Genomic DNA, 15,973 nt, shown 5'->3' on the forward strand with positions numbered 1-15,973 from the left:
ATATCGAGTTCGCACATTTTGTTGTCTGATTATTGATTTTTGGCGAAACCATTTGATCATATGACAAGATGTGTATCTACCTTAACTTAATGATTTTGATAAAAATCATTAGGGGATTCATCAGTGCCAAGCCCCCAGTTAAATGAATCTGCATTAACACGGTTAGACATTTGCAAAGATAAAATCACCTGTTTCACAGGGCGGTCTAGTCAAAAGACTGGTCAAGGACTTGAGCATATTTCAGCGCGAAATCGTAATGACCCCAGAATGATAGCAAGTACATATCAAATGACACACTGTAGAACTGCCCGTTGAGGGCAATCAGGCAGAGAACTGATACATTCACACACATAAATTTGGTTCCCTCATAGATGAGGGAACCAAAATCCATCTGTTCAAAATCCAACCATCCGGAATTTCCGGATGGTTGGTAATTACGCAATTTGATAGTGGAGCCTATCCAAAGAGAGGTCTGTAAACACCAGCCAATACAGGGATGTTTCCTTCAATAGAACTTAAAAATTCCATAAGCTCATCTCGATCCATTACCTTATGATTGCCTTCACTATCAAAGTAAGCGAATTGCTCCACGGGAGAAAAATAGTGAAAGCCAATGCTGTGCTCCAGTTCCTCATTAAAAAAAGCACCAATGGCATTATCGAGACGGTAGTAAAGTGTATTAAGACGAGGGTTATCATAGACCCCAAAATAATCAAGCTGAGATTGTTTTTTCAGTTCATAAGAATCAGGTTCACGCTTTAATTGCGATAAAATGGATAACTTTGCTCGCTCCGCGATCTCTTCGTGAGTCATCATAAAACGCTTGGCAACAACAAATGAATGGATCACACCTCCATAGTTTTCGATATGGAAGTCGTACTCGTCATCCGGCCTCATATGCTCGATAGCTTTTTCTAGTGTAGACAGCACCTTACTACCACATAAATAAGCTATTTCGCTATCGTTAGCTCTAACTTCATCAATACAAGACGCATCTAAGAACTGAATTGGAGTGCGCTCCTCATGAGAAACAAAGAATTCATCATCCCCATTATCACCTGATAAATACATGAGATCAGATTTGGAGCTAAATGCAGAGCCACACCAGTGATTCCAGTTTTTATACCCGAGACATTTAGCCGTGGCGTGAAGCAGTTTTATTGGTTTGAGCGAGATGCTATGGTCTTGTTTCAAAACTGAGGAAAGGTTATCAGCAAATGAATTTGCAGCCTCTTTAGAGGCAAAAGTTACGTCATTAGATAGGTTTTTCATGTCAACTCCAATAGAGCGAGTTTATAGGATGCCCTGATTACCTAACATCGCTCCGGTTTACACGAAACATATTGGTTTAGATAAAAACACCTTTTTCACAGGGCGGTCTAGTCGAAGGACTGGTCAGAGATTTGAGCATCTTTCAGCGCGAAACCAAATTGACGATTAGATTTTCCTTTTCGTTACTCCATTTTTCCACTCCCAAACTGCCCAAAATGGACCATTACACGAAGTCTCTAACCTTTGCGACGTATTTGCCCAAAATGGGCTGATACAGAGTCATAATCTATGCACCTACCCTATTAGACTGGAAACCTCAAACAGGTCTAATTAAAGAGGGCAATACATTAATGAAACGTTCAGCATTGGCAATTGCTTTGATTGCAGCATTAAGCGGATGTGGTTCCGGTGGAGAAGATGGAGGAAGTAGTTCCAATACAAACACCAACCCAGGAACAAAATCTGGCTCTATTAAAATTGATAACATCTCGATAAAAGAAGGAAATTCAGGTAACAGTGATGCCAAAGTGCGTGTTACTCGTAGCGGTGGTAAAGATGGTGTAATTAAAGGTAAATACCGAACTACCCCTGGAACTGCATTATCAGATCAAGATTACCTGGAAACTGTTGGAGAATTTGAGCTTCAAGATGGCGTTACTCGGGTTGATTTGATCATCCCTATCATTGGTGATGTAAAGGATGAATATGATGAAACATTCTCCGTTCAAATTTTCGATGTTTCTGGTGCCTCCAGCATAGAGAGAGATACTGCTACCGTAACAATCACCAATGATGACTCCTCTCCAGAAATATCATTTACCTCAGAAATCAGAACCACATCAGAAGGAAGTGGTCGCGTTAAAATTCCGCTACAACTAAACACTTCATCAGGAAAAGATGTAAGCGTCAGTTACGAACTCAGTGGATTAGCTATTAACGGCCAAGATTATAGTGTCATCAGTGACAGCACTATTGTTTTCCCGGCTGGAACTACTGAGCAGTTTCTTGAGTTAAATATTGTTCAAGATGACGTTCCCGAAGGCGGTGAAACAATAAAAATTAAACTTACCGAGGCTAACAATGCCACACTCAGCAAACAGTTTGAGACCAGTGTTATTATCCTTGGAGACTTAGTGTTAAACGATACTGGCGTCACCAGATATGTAAATGGGAATGACTTCGATGCCCAAGGCGCACCTAATGATCTTCCTGGGCAAGATGCTGAATTTGGCGCTGATACTGACTCACCAAACTACTTAGATGGTTATGCAGGTTTCTCTTTTACAAAATTAGACGTTTCCGGAAACCACCTTCCTCATACAGCGACGGCATGGTCATGTGTCTTGGATAACCGAACAGGGATCGTCTGGGAAAACAAAGGTGATGCAATTACTGATATTCCATCTTCACTTTCGGAAGCAGAATTCAAAGCCCTAGTAAATGATGCTTGGCGTGCCAGCAGAAACCCAAGCTCAAAGGATTATGTTCCTTACCCTTATTATCACTGGCATCAAAACTGGCAAGCTAAAAACTACCTATACACCTGGTACAGCAAAGATAGAACTAATGACGGTGGCAGTGCTGGTGGCGCTTCACTAGAATTCCAAAACCGTAATGCTCCTGTTCACGATAAGGCACAATGCGCGTTCCCTACGACAGATAACGCTGGCTATGTAAAAGTCACATCATGTAGTACCGATGACTACATTCGTGCGGCCAACGAGCTAGCCGTTTGTGGCTATAAAGATTGGCGATTACCTTCCATTGAAGAGCTACGTTCTATTGCCAATTATGAAAACAGTCAAACACTGCTCGATACCGACTATTTCTATAACTACGAAGGTGGCGCACCGATTTGGTCTGGAACCCCGAGTTCAAATGGTGAAGGTACAGCATGGTGCATGGACTCAAGCAATGGACAAGCTAAGTTGTGTCATAAACAAAGCAACTCGGCGAGCATTCGTTTAGCAAGAGGAGGGAAACAGTGATGAAGTCCAAACTAACCGTTGCGGCAAGCATTCTTTGTCTTGTAGGGATATCAACTCAAACTTACGCACAGACTTGTAAGTCAGATATTATCGCTCCCACCACCAATATAGAGCAATTTACAGTACATAAAGACGGCACAGTTACTGACGCCGCAACAGGCTTGATGTGGACCACTTGCACTATGGGACAAAGATATAGTGCCGATAACTGCATTGGAACTCTAAAATCATTTCCTACTTGGTCTGATGCGTTACTAGCTGTGGACGACGCTAACAGCAGCAATTTACTAGGGTACTCTGACTGGAGACTACCCAACATTAAAGAGCTTGGTTCCATTGTCGAAAGGTCATGCTCAGCTCCTGCGATCAGATTGGAGGTATTCAAAAGCACCCCAAAAGTACTTTATTGGTCAAACACTCCTGACAGCAAGGTTAACCCTCAGTTGAAAGCGCGAGTTATTGATTTCAATGAAGGAACTGAGTTCGCATCGTTAGCACAATCTAATATATATCTGCGGCTAGTTCGTGACCTTAAAGAAACGTCCAACTAATTCCATCGTAAGCCCCGGATTTTATTCTGGGGCGTTCCCATAGTGAAGTACACGCGATGAACAAAACATTACCACCTGATACCCCAGAGCAAGCCCGAATCACCAACTATCAAGGAAACCAACTGATAGTTAGGGCCTATGCTGGCACGGGAAAGACAACAACCCTCATCAAATATGCTCTTGCTAATCCTCGCCTAAGAATGCTGTATATCGCGTACAACCGAGCGATAAGAGATGAAGCTGCGGAAAAGTTTCCCCGAAATGTTACGTGCAAAACCTCTCATCAACTAGCATTCGCATCTGTTGGACGTATGTTTGCGCACAAATTAGTGGGAAACATTCGCCTGACCGATATAGCACAAGCGTTAAACACAAAAAACTGGACTCTTGCAAGAGACTGCCTGGATACGCTAAATGCATTTATGTGCAGCGCAGATGACCAAATTCTGTATGACCATTTCGAAAGAGCAGATACTGGATTACTACTAACAACAAAGCAAGAGAGATACGTAATAGAAGGTAAGCGCATCATAAACCCCGCATTCTAATCGTCTAGCCCGAATAATAAGATCAAACCTCCAACCCAAAGCAGCAAAGGAGATTTGAAATGGCCAAACGACGCACTAACCAAGAATGGCGAACCCTGTTCGAACGCTATGAATCCAGCCAACTATCACAACGATTATTCTGTGAACGTAACGGCCTCAGCCTTTCCACTTTTTACGCTAAGCGCCAACAGTTAAAGCACATCGAAAAACCAAACACGGTTGGCTTTGTTAAAGCAGAAGTCGTTGAAAAGACCACAAAGTATCAAGCCACTCACCTTGCCGTTGCCAATATGACACTGCTCGTCAATGATGTTGAACTGAGCATCCCACAAGGCACGCCAGCGACCTATCTTGCAGAACTTATCGGTGCGCTGTCATGAAACGTATGCTCAGTGCTCCCGAAATCTATCTCTATCGCGAAAGCGTCGATTTTAGAAAGTCCATCAACGGCCTCGCTGCGATTATCGAAAATGACACCGACTTGCCCTTGGGCAGCGGTGCACTATTCCTGTTCACCAACAAACAGCGCGATAAAGTCAAAGTGTTGTACTGGGATAAAACAGGCTTTGCTCTTTGGTACAAGCGCCTTGAAAAAGCCAAATATAAATGGCCTTCCAAAGAGAAAAATGACGTGTTTACCCTGACTCATTTCGAGCTTGATAGGCTGCTTTCAGGCTTCACGATTATCGGCCATAAACCCGTTAAAATAGAAGATTTTACAATGACTTAATCGATAATATAGTCTTATCTACCAAGCGTTAACGGCATGATTTTAGTATAATAAATGCCATGAAAAAGACGCCAAATATCAACCCAGAAAGCCAAGATGTTGCCGAGCTACAAGCGATGGTGAAAGCGCTGTTGGCGTCAGAAATCCAATTGAAACAAGAGCGCCAATCGCTGCTTGAACAGCTCAAACTTGCCTTCGACCGTCAGTTCGCTAAACGCTCGGAGGCGTTAAAGCCTTACAATGAATCCCAAGGTGACCTCTTCAACGAAGCGGAGTGTGAAGCTGCTAAAGAAGAAGAGGTTGACGTTGTCACAACGACCATCACAACGAAGAAACGCGGTAAACGCAGACCACTGCCAAAGAGCTTGCCTCGTGAGGTTATCGAACTCGATTTAGACGACGATGAAAAGCAGTGCGCTTGCTGCCAACATAGTCTGCATAAAATCGGTGAAGACCGCAGTGAAAAGCTTGAGTTCACGCCAGCGGTACTCAAAGTGTTGGAATATGTTCGTCCTAAATATGCTTGCCGCCAATGCGAGCAAACTCAGGACAACAGCCGCATTGTTCAAAAGCCAGCGCCGCAAAGCATTATCCCGAAGAGCTTCGCCACAGAAAGCTTGTTGGCCAATATCATCCTCGGCAAATACCAATACGCGATGCCACTTTATCGACAAGAGTCGTTGTTTACCCAGTCGGGTATCGAACTCTCACGAACCACGATGGCAAGGTGGATTATCCAAGTCAGTGAGAAGTTCGCCCCGCTTTACGCGGCCTTGAAAGCGCACCTACTTGAGCAAGTGGTGATTCAGGCGGATGAAACGCCGCTCAATGTCCTCAAAGAAGATAAACAGTGTTACATGTGGCTCTACTGCTCGGGCGCAGACTCGCCAGATGCCGCACTCCCCAATGTGAAAAATATCGTCTTGTACGACTATCAAAACAGTCGCGCGAGGGCGTGCCCCGTTGCCTTCTTGGGCGACTATGATGGGTATCTGCAAACCGATGGCTATGGTGTTTATGATGGGCTTCATCTCGTCACCAATGTCGGTTGCTTCGCGCATGCTCGGCGCAAGTTCATGGAGGCGAAAAAGCTTCAAGGCAAAGGCAAGTCAGGTAAAGCGGATAAAGCGTTGGCCAAAATCCAGAAGCTTTATGGAATAGAATCACGCTTAAAAGGTGCCAGTGCCGAAAAACGGAAAGCAGAGCGCCAAGAGCATGCTAAGCCGATACTGGATGAGCTTTATGAATGGATAACAACTCAGAAAGTGCTTGAGTCTAGCCCGCTGGGTAAAGCAATAAAATACACGCTCGGTCAGTGGCCGAAGCTCACCCGCTATATCGATGACGGTCACTTATCGATAGACAACAACCGAGCTGAACGCGCAATAAAACCGCTGGTTATTGGGAGAAAGAACTGGCTCTTCTCGACCAATCCCAATGGAGCTGAAGCGAGCGCGATGCTTTACAGTATCGTCGAGACAGCGAAAGCCAACGGCCTTATCGTTTACGACTACATGGTCAAGTGCATGCAGGAGTTAGCGAAAGCGGAACCTGATATCGATGCACTCCTGCCTTGGAACTTCAAACACTAACAATATCGCCCCGTGGGTTCATGGCGCGGATACAATAGAAGTCGTTCAAAGTGCAGAAGATATTTGGAAGAGGATGTGTGAACCTCAAGATCCTTTCCCTATGGTTCATGATGGATACTTAAAGCTGTACCAATTATCTCACCCCAATTTATCATTGAGATACCAGGTAATCCTCTTTGATGAAGCACAGGACGCTAACCCAGTAACTAGTGACATTGTAATTAGGCAGCGCTCAAGGACTATTCTTGTTGGAGACGTCCACCAGCAAATCTATCGTTTCAGAGGTGCAAATGATGCGATGAATAACCCCCGCTTCTCGAACGCAGATCAACTCTACCTCACACATAGTTTCCGATTTGGGCCTAATGTAGCGATGGTTGCTAATGCCCTTCTCGAACTAAAAGGAGAGACCAAGCCGGTAATTGGGCGCGGAGCTAAAGATCAGGTTCTTATGATGCTACCTCAAAATATCGGGCATCATGCTGTGTTACACCGCACGGTAATGGGAGTTATTCAAACTGCTTTGGGCTACACAGGTGCGGGACATAAAGTTTTCTGGGCTGGTGGTATAGAGTCTTACCAAATCGACTATCTGGAAGATATCTTTTGGTTCTCACGTGAAGAAAGAGAACGTGTCAGAAACAAGCAGATACTTAATGATTATGAGGACTATCAAGAGTTCACCGAGATAGCTCGTGCGACTCAAGACAACGAGATGTTTAGAGCGATGGCAATTATCGAAGCCTACGAAGATCTTCCTGAACATCTTGCGATATTACGCCTTAACACCGTAAAAGACGAATTGGTTGCAAATGTCACTGTGTCTACCAGTCATAGAGCAAAGGGACTGGAGTGGGATTATGTCCAACTATTTGATGACTTCCCTGACGTTTTGGACCCCGAGCTAGAACCTGAGGCACGGGATGATGAGATCAATCTACTTTACGTTGCAAGCACGAGAGCCATGCGAGCACTTGCGCTTAACGCTTCAGTGGAAATGGTGATCAGGTACATCACCCATAAGCGTCAACTTGAAAAGATTCAGCAGGAAGAAGCAACTAACAATCAGTCAGAACACATAAAAACAGCCTAATCGACCAAAAATACAACAATAAAACCTCCCCTAATTGCCCTAAATGGGAGGTTTCAGATGCATTCCTTAATCCTCCCCCCCGTTACCATATGCCTGAATGGGAAAATATGTGTGGTGACATGAACAACAAGACTTTAAAGAAAGCTACTTTAGCGCTGGCATTGATAGCCTCAATGCCAAATATCTCCGTAGCAGAAGACAGTAGGCCCGGCTTTTACGATAGAAAGGCGGAAGGATGGTTTTTCTATGAAGTCGAGCCAGAAGAAAAAGAAGTACCTAAACCTAAGCCAGTAGCAGTGCAACCTCCCCCACCACCTCCTGAGCAAGAACAGATGGCCCAGAGTGAAGGACCTGAATATTTTTCTGCTGCGTGGTTTAGAGAGAACTTACCTAAATACAAAGATGCTTGGTGGGATAACCCAACCATTGAGAACGCTAAAGCTTTTGCTTACATGCAGCGATTCGCAATGGATCGTTCAGAACAAGCGCAAGATGCATATGAACTGGCTATTTTAGGTGATCCTTATCTTGATGAAGTGTCCAGAAGACCTTATGCCACGTTCGCATCTCAGCAAGTAGATAGTAAGGCTGGGAAGGAAAGGCAGACATTACTTGGGACTGTAGCAAGTCGTGTGGGTCTATTTTTCTTCTACCAGCCAAACTGCGAAATGTGCGAAATACAGGCTCCAATAGTCAAAATGCTTGAGCAAGGATATGGATTTACTGTCGTGGCAGTATCTTCTGACGGCACCCCTTTCCCAGGAAACATTTTCCCCGAGTTCAAAGTAGATAACGGCCATGCCGAACAGCTAGGTGTCGTCACCTACCCAGCTTTATTCTTAGCTTCACCAGATGGGAGTTTTGCTCCTGTTGGGCAAGGGGTAATGTCACTTCCAGATACAGCCAATCGAATTCTAGTTACTGCTCGCCGAGCAGGTTGGATCAGTGATGACGAATTCAACAAAACAAGAGCACTGGTTAATACCGACAACAACATTGCGGAAATTCTTACCGATAAAACAGGTGAGGCTTCCTTAGAAGAAATCATGACGGATGATAAAGGGAACTATATCCCGCCGGAACAATTGATGGACTTCATCCGCGAAAAAATTAAGGAGAAATAAGATGTTCAGAAAGAACAAGCTGCGGAAGAAAGCTCTCGCTATTTGCGTAGCATCCGTTCTGTGGACAGTACCGAGTATATCTACAGCTAACGGCTTAAAGTCTGAAATGGACGCCCTTTTCAATGAAATGAGCAATGTCACTCAACCAGGTGTATTTGAAACACAGCGTCGAGGGGTTCTGGCTGGTGGTCGATACACCACGAAAACACGCATATTTAATGAAAACCTAGTGTCATTCACACCTCCATCATGGAAAGCTGGTTGTGGTGGTGTTGACCTATTTGGGGGCTCATTGAGCTTTGTTAACGCAGAACAAATCGTCACTTTGCTGCGTTCGGTAGCTGCAAATGCAAAGGGATACGCATTCCAATTAGCATTGGATAACGTCTTTCCTGATGGTGCAAAATGGATAGAAAACTTCCAAAAGAAAATACAACAATTAAACCAATATTTGGGTAATTCTTGTCAACTTGCACAAGGTATCGTAAATGACGCTACCTCTTCATTCGATGTTAAACACAAAACTGACGCTTCCATTACAGCTACCACAACGGGTCTGTTTGACGATGTATTCTCATCTAAGCAAGAGCAAGGCGGTTCTACACCACTCGAACAATTGAAATCAAACAACCCAGATGAGTACAAGAAAATGATTGGTAATATCATCTGGAAGCAATTGAAGAAAAATAATGCAAACGCATGGTTCACATACGGAGACAACACATTACTAGAAGCCATAATGTCTGTGACGGGAACAGTAATAATCGGTGATATTGTTAATGATTCACACGCAAGTATTACGGAAAAAACGACACCAATCACCACTTTACCTGGCAATAAAATCCAAATTTCAGATCTAATCACTGGTAGTAACGTTGAAATATACTCATGTGGTTCAGATACTGAAAATTGCCTAAGCGCTGGGGCAACTGGTGGCGGTGTTAAAACCGTCAACATCACAGGCATAAAGAGCCAAATTGAAGATATGCTTATTGGTTCAAGTACATCTACAGGTATTATTTTCAAGTTTGCTAGTAATGCTGGAACACTATCAACTAGCGAGCAAAACTTTTTAGCTAGCTTACCTGTTGGTATAGGTGCAATCATCCGAAATCTTTCTGTTCTATCTAAAGACTCTGCAATGTTATTTGCCTCAGAGTCGTCTGGAGCGATTTCTCTAGCAATGATGTATTCATTTACTAATGAGCTTTTCAGAGCTGCATTTATTGCTATATCAAACAGTGATAGTCCTTATAAACAGCAAGCGTTGGAAGTATTACGTGAATCTCAAGCCAACATGAGAGCCGAATACTCAATTCTTACAGCTCAATATGGAGATCTCTCTTCTCAAATCGAAAAGTACAACAACCTCCTAAATAACGTTCGAAAGCAAAAATATATGTTATCGACGCTAACTAAAGCACCAAGAACAAAGGAGTAAAACTTCATGCCTGAATTTACTATTTACTCCATTGGCGACTCAGCATTTCTTGAGCAGATATTAATTGCTGTAGCCATGATCACGGGGACCAATGACTTCACCAAGATGGTCAGTGTTGGGTTGCTTATTGGTGTAGTGATGATAACCGTTCAATCTGTTTTCCAAGGGGCAAAACAGATCAATATTCAGCAAATTTTTATGGGGTGGCTACTATACGCCTGCTTCTTCGTACCGACTTCATTAGTCAAGATTGAAGATGCTTACACCGGGCAAGTTCGTCCTGTGGCAAACGTGCCGATTGGTATAGGCTTTGCCGGAGGTGTTATATCGAATGTTGGCTACACCCTAACAAAATTATTTGAGACTGGTTACGGCATTATCGTACCCAATGTTACTGAAACTCACTTTTCTGAAACACTCAAGCTACTGAATGATGTAAGACGCGGTGTGTACGATAGCGCTATTTTTACAGCCCTAAACCAAGAGCAAGGTGGTGGCTATGTTGATGTTCGTCGCTCAGTTTCTAATTACATTAGAGAATGTACGCTAACAAAAGTAGATCTCAACCTGATGAGCTTAGATGAGCTTCTAACACTCCCTTTAGATCAAGCCTTACAATTCAATTCTTCACTATACGGAACGCGTGTATATCTAAACGCGTCGAATCCCGATGGTGGTGATTTTACTTGTAGTGAGGCATGGTCTACAGCTGAGGGGGTTGGCATTGTTGGGGCATTAAATAACCTAAGTGGGTCCAATGTAAATAACGCTTTAAACAATCTACTTGGTGTAGATCCTACCTATACAGGTGTAAATGCTCTAACAAAGATAGCTGACTCATTACAAGCAGTAGGAGCAATTTCCACCTCAGCAGTAGAATATACAAAAGTCGCTCTACTAGAGCCTTTGTATTATGAAGCAGCTGCCGGACGATACCAGGACCTTCAAGACTATGGTTCTGCATTGATGATTAACCAAGCGATTCAACAGCGAAACACTCAATGGGCAGCAGAGCAATCTATGTTCATGTCAGTCGTCAGACCGATGTTAACGTTCTTTGAAGGTTTTGTTTACGCGATAACTCCTATAATGGGCTTTATCATCGTTATGGGTTCAATGGGAATGACGTTGGCAGGAAAATACTTCCAAACGGTTCTCTGGATACAGCTATGGATGCCAGTTCTATCTATAACAAACCTATTCATTCATACAGCAGCGACTAATGAAATGGCAAGCCTGTCTACACCAGGCTTAAACTCAATGTATGCATTATCCTCAACAGGAGACATTCTACAGAACTGGATCGCTACGGGGGGAATGTTAGCAGCAGCCACTCCTATTATTTCACTATTCATAGTGACAGGATCAACATACGCATTTACCAGTCTAGCTAACAGGGTTAACGGTTCTGATCATGTCAATGAGAAAATTCAGTCGCCTGACGCTTTGAATCAAGGCCCAGTAATGAACAGTCAACCTGCATATAACCACAACCAATTTAGTGGGACGATGGCAACAGGAGCGGAAAGCATGATCAGTTCATTTTCTCTTGGCTCATCTATTGGAAGCGGGGTTAGCTCAGCAAGGGCAGTACAAAGCCAGAAGTCAGAAGCATTCTCAGACACCCTTGGCCGAGGTTTTTCTCATGGCGTATCACAAGACCAAGCATACTCCCGTCTTTCTAGCATTGGCCGAACAATCGGTTCACAAAACACTCAACAAAGCCAGTTGGTTAATCAACAAGCTAAAAGCTTCATGGATAAGTTTCAAGTTGATGATCAACATGCCGATGCTGTAAAAGGCGCGTTCGCAATGCAGGCTACAGGCTCTTTAGATGTAAAAGAAGCTGCGGCAATGGTAATGCCACTGATGGGCACCGCTCGTGCAGCAGTAAAAAATGCAGTTAAAGGTCCCTCCAAAGGAACTGGTTTGGCAACTATACCTTCTCAAGAGGATGGAGCCAAAGGCGGTGGTGGTGATATTGTAGGTCTAACTGCTCAAGCCCAGGGAAAAACGGAATCGTCTGCAACAGATACGTCAACATGGTCTGCCAGTGATGTATCGCAATTCATGAAAAATGTTTCATGGGGGAAGACTGATTCTCAGGCACTTACCAATCAATTAGCTCATGGCATTAATAGACAAGGTGGCGAATCCTTTAAACAGTCATGGGGTGATAATTTATCTCAAAATCTATCTAAGTCTGCACAAGAGCTTGTTTCTGCCACTAATGCATATACAACAATGGATCAATTGCAAAACTCTATGGGCTCGATGACAAATAGCGACTTTAAAACATTGGGTGGCGAAGTCGCTCGCTCGCCAGAAGCAATGGATTACCTCAACCAACATTATCAAAATGCACCGGACTCAGTTCGAAAAGAAGCGGCAAATCTCGAACAAAGATATCGTGGTTATGGCATGGACCCAGGTGTAGCTAAAGCGGCAGCTAGACTGACAGCTATGACAAATACCAACAACTATCAGCCAGGGCAACAAGTTGGAGGCTTCCAAGCTGCTGTTAGTGCAATCAACTTAGCTACCGGGAGAAATAGCGGATTTGAAAGCGACCCTCTACAGTACAGCGGCCTCACTCCTCCGACTGTGCCAGAGAATTTAGGGCAGACAGTTGGCAGCAACGTTGGAAGCGGTCCTGTTTTACCTTCCAATTTTAGGGAGAACACAATCAGTACGTCTGGCACAGCTCCGGTAACAGAAACGCCACCAACACCTCCTGTTACTCCGGTAACTGGCGAACATGATGCAAACCTCCAACAATTAGGCAATCTTGCAAATCAGACTAACCGAGCTGTTTCTAGCCCAGAAGAGCAAAAAGCAAGAAATAATATGCTCAATGCTTTGCCGGATATGTCATGGAGCGCTTCCACTTGGGGGGCAGTAGACAATACTGGAGACTGGTTGGCTCGAAGAGCTGAGCAAGTTGGTGGTGCAGCAGTAGCTGGTGGACAGGCGACAGCGAGCGATTTTTCAAATGCAATGGATCAGTTGCGAACCATGACACCAGAACAAAGGGACCAGTTTATCGAAGCGACTCAACGTGGTGACGACTATATATCCGAAGAGTACGGCTTTGGCGGAGAAATGGCAGTTGCAGCGGCAAAATTAGGTCGTAATGTTATTGGCGCAGCAGCTAGCGGTTACAACGCAGCCAAAGAGTGGTTAACGGGAGAGTCGGATCTCTCAGAAGCAGCTAAAGGAATGAGCTTAGAACAACGAGGGGCATTCTACGCAGCAGCGGCAGCGTCGGCAGCGGAAGCTGGCGGTAGTGCAGCAGCTAATTTCATGGAACAATATGGAGATGAATTCAAGCAAACTATGGCTGAGCTCGGGACATCGAGATACGGTTTAACAAACGAACAAGCGGCTGTTTATGCTGAATCTTTTGATACTAACCAAGATAGAATGAGTCAAGCTGTTAACAACTTAAAAATGCAGTATGCTGAAACTGATGCTAATGGTTCAGTAATGATGAATGAAGATGGCAGCCCTGTTTTATCTCAACAAAACCAAGAGTTTACAGACCAACTTGTGAATGTTTTACAAAATGCAGGTGACGCTGGAGATAGATCAGGAAGTTATCTTACTGCCGTTCGTGGCTACAACATTGCAAATCAGCAATTCGATTAATTCTTCCCTTTCACCCGAATCCAAAAGGAGCACCAAGTGCTCCTTTTTATTTAGAAGGTATTAAAAGGATTACCATTTGAATCTACATCCATACCTTTGTGGCCCATCATTGGCAAACCTGTAGCGGGATTGTGTCGTTTTTTCTTTGCGCATCTCCCAGTTCCTATTTTATTAACACCACCAGAATAAACAGCGCGCATCCCAACGAAAAGAATAAAAGCCATCATTGCTACCAATGCTACTTGCCACTGTATGTATGCGACAGCAGACCAGAAAACAATCGCTGCAAATGGACTTTTATGAACCAATAACACAAACCCCAACGTCCAGTACATTACAGGAACAGACATCAAAGCCCATCCCCAAGCAGTATCCGCTGCCATAACAAACCCCAGCAGCAACAGAAACAAACCGATAATATTAATGACATGCTTCATGCTCTTACCCTCAACGAATTTCATAATACCAATATAACACAGAATCAAATAATGCAACCATGAATCCGTCTTCTACTACTCACTTTCACATGTGAAAGTGCCTATAACGCCATCTTCATATAGAAAAATATGAAAAATGTGACTTTCACTCAGCAAAAATGTGATGAATACGCTAAATATAATAAAGAACCATTTGTGAAATCAGTTGATTATAATTTTATTAGTGGTTAAAATGCACCCTATTCGGTCAAATGTAATGGTTGCAATTGCATCTGATCCCATCTGCAAGTCAGAGTATTAATAAGAATCACCCTTAGGGTTAGTTGTGAATTTATTAGGAACCAGCGCCCGCTCGGTTCCTAAACCTTATTTAGCTTACTACACACACGTAGAGTACATTCCTTTTTGGTACTCTGCCTCTTCGTACCACTCCCCCGAATGGTACGCCTATAGCCCATGACTCCAACCCAACTGGGCATAAAATTCTAGCAGGTCAAAAGCACCTGCATAAAAATTAAACTTCAAATTTCAATTCGCTTACTGCAAAAAACGTTACCACGCAAGATAAAACTATTTTTAAAGTTTTTTTCTGTTGATAGGCTCACTTTATGATCCTATAAATAAGGTCATAATACGTCAAGAAATGTCAACAAACGACAAGAAAGCAACTTTAAAAAGAGTTTGGTAATAGAGAGACAAAGGATGTATTTGAATAGCGAAATTCCCCAAAACGAAGAACAGAAACGCAGTTGGATAAAGTATCAATTAAAGATACAAGGGAAATCCCTGGCATCCCTGGCAAGGGAGCACAAAACATCTCGACAAGTACTTTCTAACACTTTGTACGAACCGTCCCCGCGCTGGGAGTACGTTATCGCACAAGCGTTAAACAAAAAGCCTACTGAGATATGGCCGGAAAGATACGAAGACGGATTACCAAAAGAAAAATTGAAAGTTTAAGGGATCACCCCGAAGGACTGGCTAGGAAAATAAGGGTTTTCATATATGGCAAGGGTCAAGAAGTTTATAGCAATTACGTTGCTCGGGATGTCTAGCGTAGCAAACGCGATTGACTTAACTGGTACAGTATTCGAAAAGGCAGCAATAAAACACGGTGTAGAAGCGAAGCTTTTGTACTCTGTTGCGTTGGCTGAGTCAGCTACAGGTCGAGGTGATGGAAACATTAGCCCTTGGCCTTGGGCATTAAGGACACTCAAAGGTGGTCCTCATTACGAGACCTCTCTCGAATCAGCCAAGTTAAAACTCGATGCACTTCTCGCTCAGCACGGAAGAAATGTTGACGTAGGTATGATGCAAATCAATCTGCGTTGGCATGGAGATAAAGTAAGTTCTCCAGATGAGCTCTTGGACCCTGCTAAAAACGTTGACGTCGGAGCTGGTTACTTAGCCCAGTGCATTTCGTCCGCTCCTGGAGATTTGGAGCTAGGCATCGGTCGTTATTACACCTGGTCTGATGAAGCTAGAGCAAGAAATTACGGCAGTCGAATCCTTGCCATTTATAGAAACTTGGATACTGAGGGCATTTAGG

At 43.6% G+C, this 15,973-nt stretch carries 14 protein-coding genes and 1 pseudogene; 13 read left to right on the forward strand and 2 right to left on the reverse strand.

The genetic code is table 11. The features are described 5' to 3' along the window. Positions 1–456: 456 nt before the first annotated feature. Complete coding sequence (locus R7E78_RS09230; RefSeq protein ID WP_032073040.1) at positions 457–1,272, reverse strand: hypothetical protein; 816 nt, start codon at positions 1,270–1,272, stop codon at positions 457–459. Between the two features lie 350 nt (positions 1,273–1,622). On the opposite strand from R7E78_RS09230, the gene R7E78_RS09235 reads away from it, so the two are divergent. From R7E78_RS09235 to R7E78_RS09285, 11 genes and pseudogenes are all read left to right on the forward strand, one after another. Further along, on the forward strand, positions 1,623–3,260 hold the full coding sequence (locus tag R7E78_RS09235; protein ID WP_046224259.1) for a DUF1566 domain-containing protein: 1,638 nt from the start codon (positions 1,623–1,625) through the stop codon (positions 3,258–3,260). Next, entirely contained in the window at positions 3,260–3,811 is a 552-nt protein-coding gene (locus R7E78_RS09240; RefSeq protein WP_014386830.1) for a DUF1566 domain-containing protein, read from the forward strand. The genes R7E78_RS09235 and R7E78_RS09240 overlap by 1 nt, the downstream gene beginning before the upstream one ends. 56 nt (positions 3,812–3,867) lie before the next feature. Then, entirely contained in the window at positions 3,868–4,359 is a 492-nt protein-coding gene (locus R7E78_RS09245; RefSeq protein ID WP_318057868.1) for a hypothetical protein, read from the forward strand. Positions 4,360–4,418: 59 nt separating this feature from the next. After that, positions 4,419–4,739 (forward strand): IS66 family insertion sequence element accessory protein TnpA, encoded by a 321-nt coding sequence (gene tnpA, locus R7E78_RS09250; protein ID WP_004394070.1) that lies wholly within the window; start codon positions 4,419–4,421, stop codon positions 4,737–4,739. Next, positions 4,736–5,089, forward strand: coding sequence for an IS66 family insertion sequence element accessory protein TnpB (gene tnpB / locus R7E78_RS09255; RefSeq protein WP_025794881.1), 354 nt, complete (start codon positions 4,736–4,738; stop codon positions 5,087–5,089). The genes tnpA and tnpB overlap by 4 nt, the downstream gene beginning before the upstream one ends. Before the next feature lie 59 nt (positions 5,090–5,148). Next, positions 5,149–6,681: an IS66 family transposase gene (gene tnpC, locus R7E78_RS09260; protein ID WP_181382975.1), complete on the forward strand. Its 1,533-nt coding sequence runs from the start codon at positions 5,149–5,151 to the stop codon at positions 6,679–6,681. A 100-nt stretch (positions 6,682–6,781) separates the two neighbouring features. Beyond that, positions 6,782–6,961, forward strand: a pseudogene (locus R7E78_RS09265) (UvrD-helicase domain-containing protein); the annotation flags it as partial. A gap of 18 nt (positions 6,962–6,979) precedes the next feature. Continuing rightward, positions 6,980–7,774, forward strand: coding sequence for a 3'-5' exonuclease (locus R7E78_RS09270; RefSeq protein WP_318057876.1), 795 nt, complete (start codon positions 6,980–6,982; stop codon positions 7,772–7,774). Between the two features lie 119 nt (positions 7,775–7,893). Continuing rightward, positions 7,894–8,898, forward strand: coding sequence for a conjugal transfer protein TraF (gene traF / locus R7E78_RS09275; RefSeq protein WP_220769851.1), 1,005 nt, complete (start codon positions 7,894–7,896; stop codon positions 8,896–8,898). 1 nt (position 8,899) lies between these two features. Further along, positions 8,900–10,339, forward strand: coding sequence for a conjugal transfer protein TraH (locus tag R7E78_RS09280; protein WP_014386833.1), 1,440 nt, complete (start codon positions 8,900–8,902; stop codon positions 10,337–10,339). Between the two features lie 6 nt (positions 10,340–10,345). Continuing rightward, the gene (locus R7E78_RS09285) at positions 10,346–13,987 is read left to right on the forward strand and encodes a conjugal transfer protein TraG N-terminal domain-containing protein (RefSeq protein ID WP_014386834.1); all 3,642 of its coding nucleotides are present in this window, start codon (positions 10,346–10,348) and stop codon (positions 13,985–13,987) included. A gap of 50 nt (positions 13,988–14,037) precedes the next feature. Here the strand turns inward: R7E78_RS09285 and R7E78_RS09290 are convergent, their stop codons facing one another. After that, positions 14,038–14,424, reverse strand: coding sequence for a hypothetical protein (locus tag R7E78_RS09290; protein WP_109320325.1), 387 nt, complete (start codon positions 14,422–14,424; stop codon positions 14,038–14,040). 702 nt (positions 14,425–15,126) lie between these two features. Here R7E78_RS09290 and R7E78_RS09295 point away from each other — a divergent pair. Beyond that, positions 15,127–15,384 (forward strand): transcriptional regulator, encoded by a 258-nt coding sequence (locus R7E78_RS09295; protein WP_032073043.1) that lies wholly within the window; start codon positions 15,127–15,129, stop codon positions 15,382–15,384. A gap of 45 nt (positions 15,385–15,429) precedes the next feature. Further along, on the forward strand, positions 15,430–15,972 hold the full coding sequence (locus R7E78_RS09300; protein WP_014386837.1) for a transglycosylase SLT domain-containing protein: 543 nt from the start codon (positions 15,430–15,432) through the stop codon (positions 15,970–15,972). Position 15,973: the final 1 nt, after the last annotated feature.

Source organism: Vibrio sp. YT-19(2023), assembly GCF_033337395.1.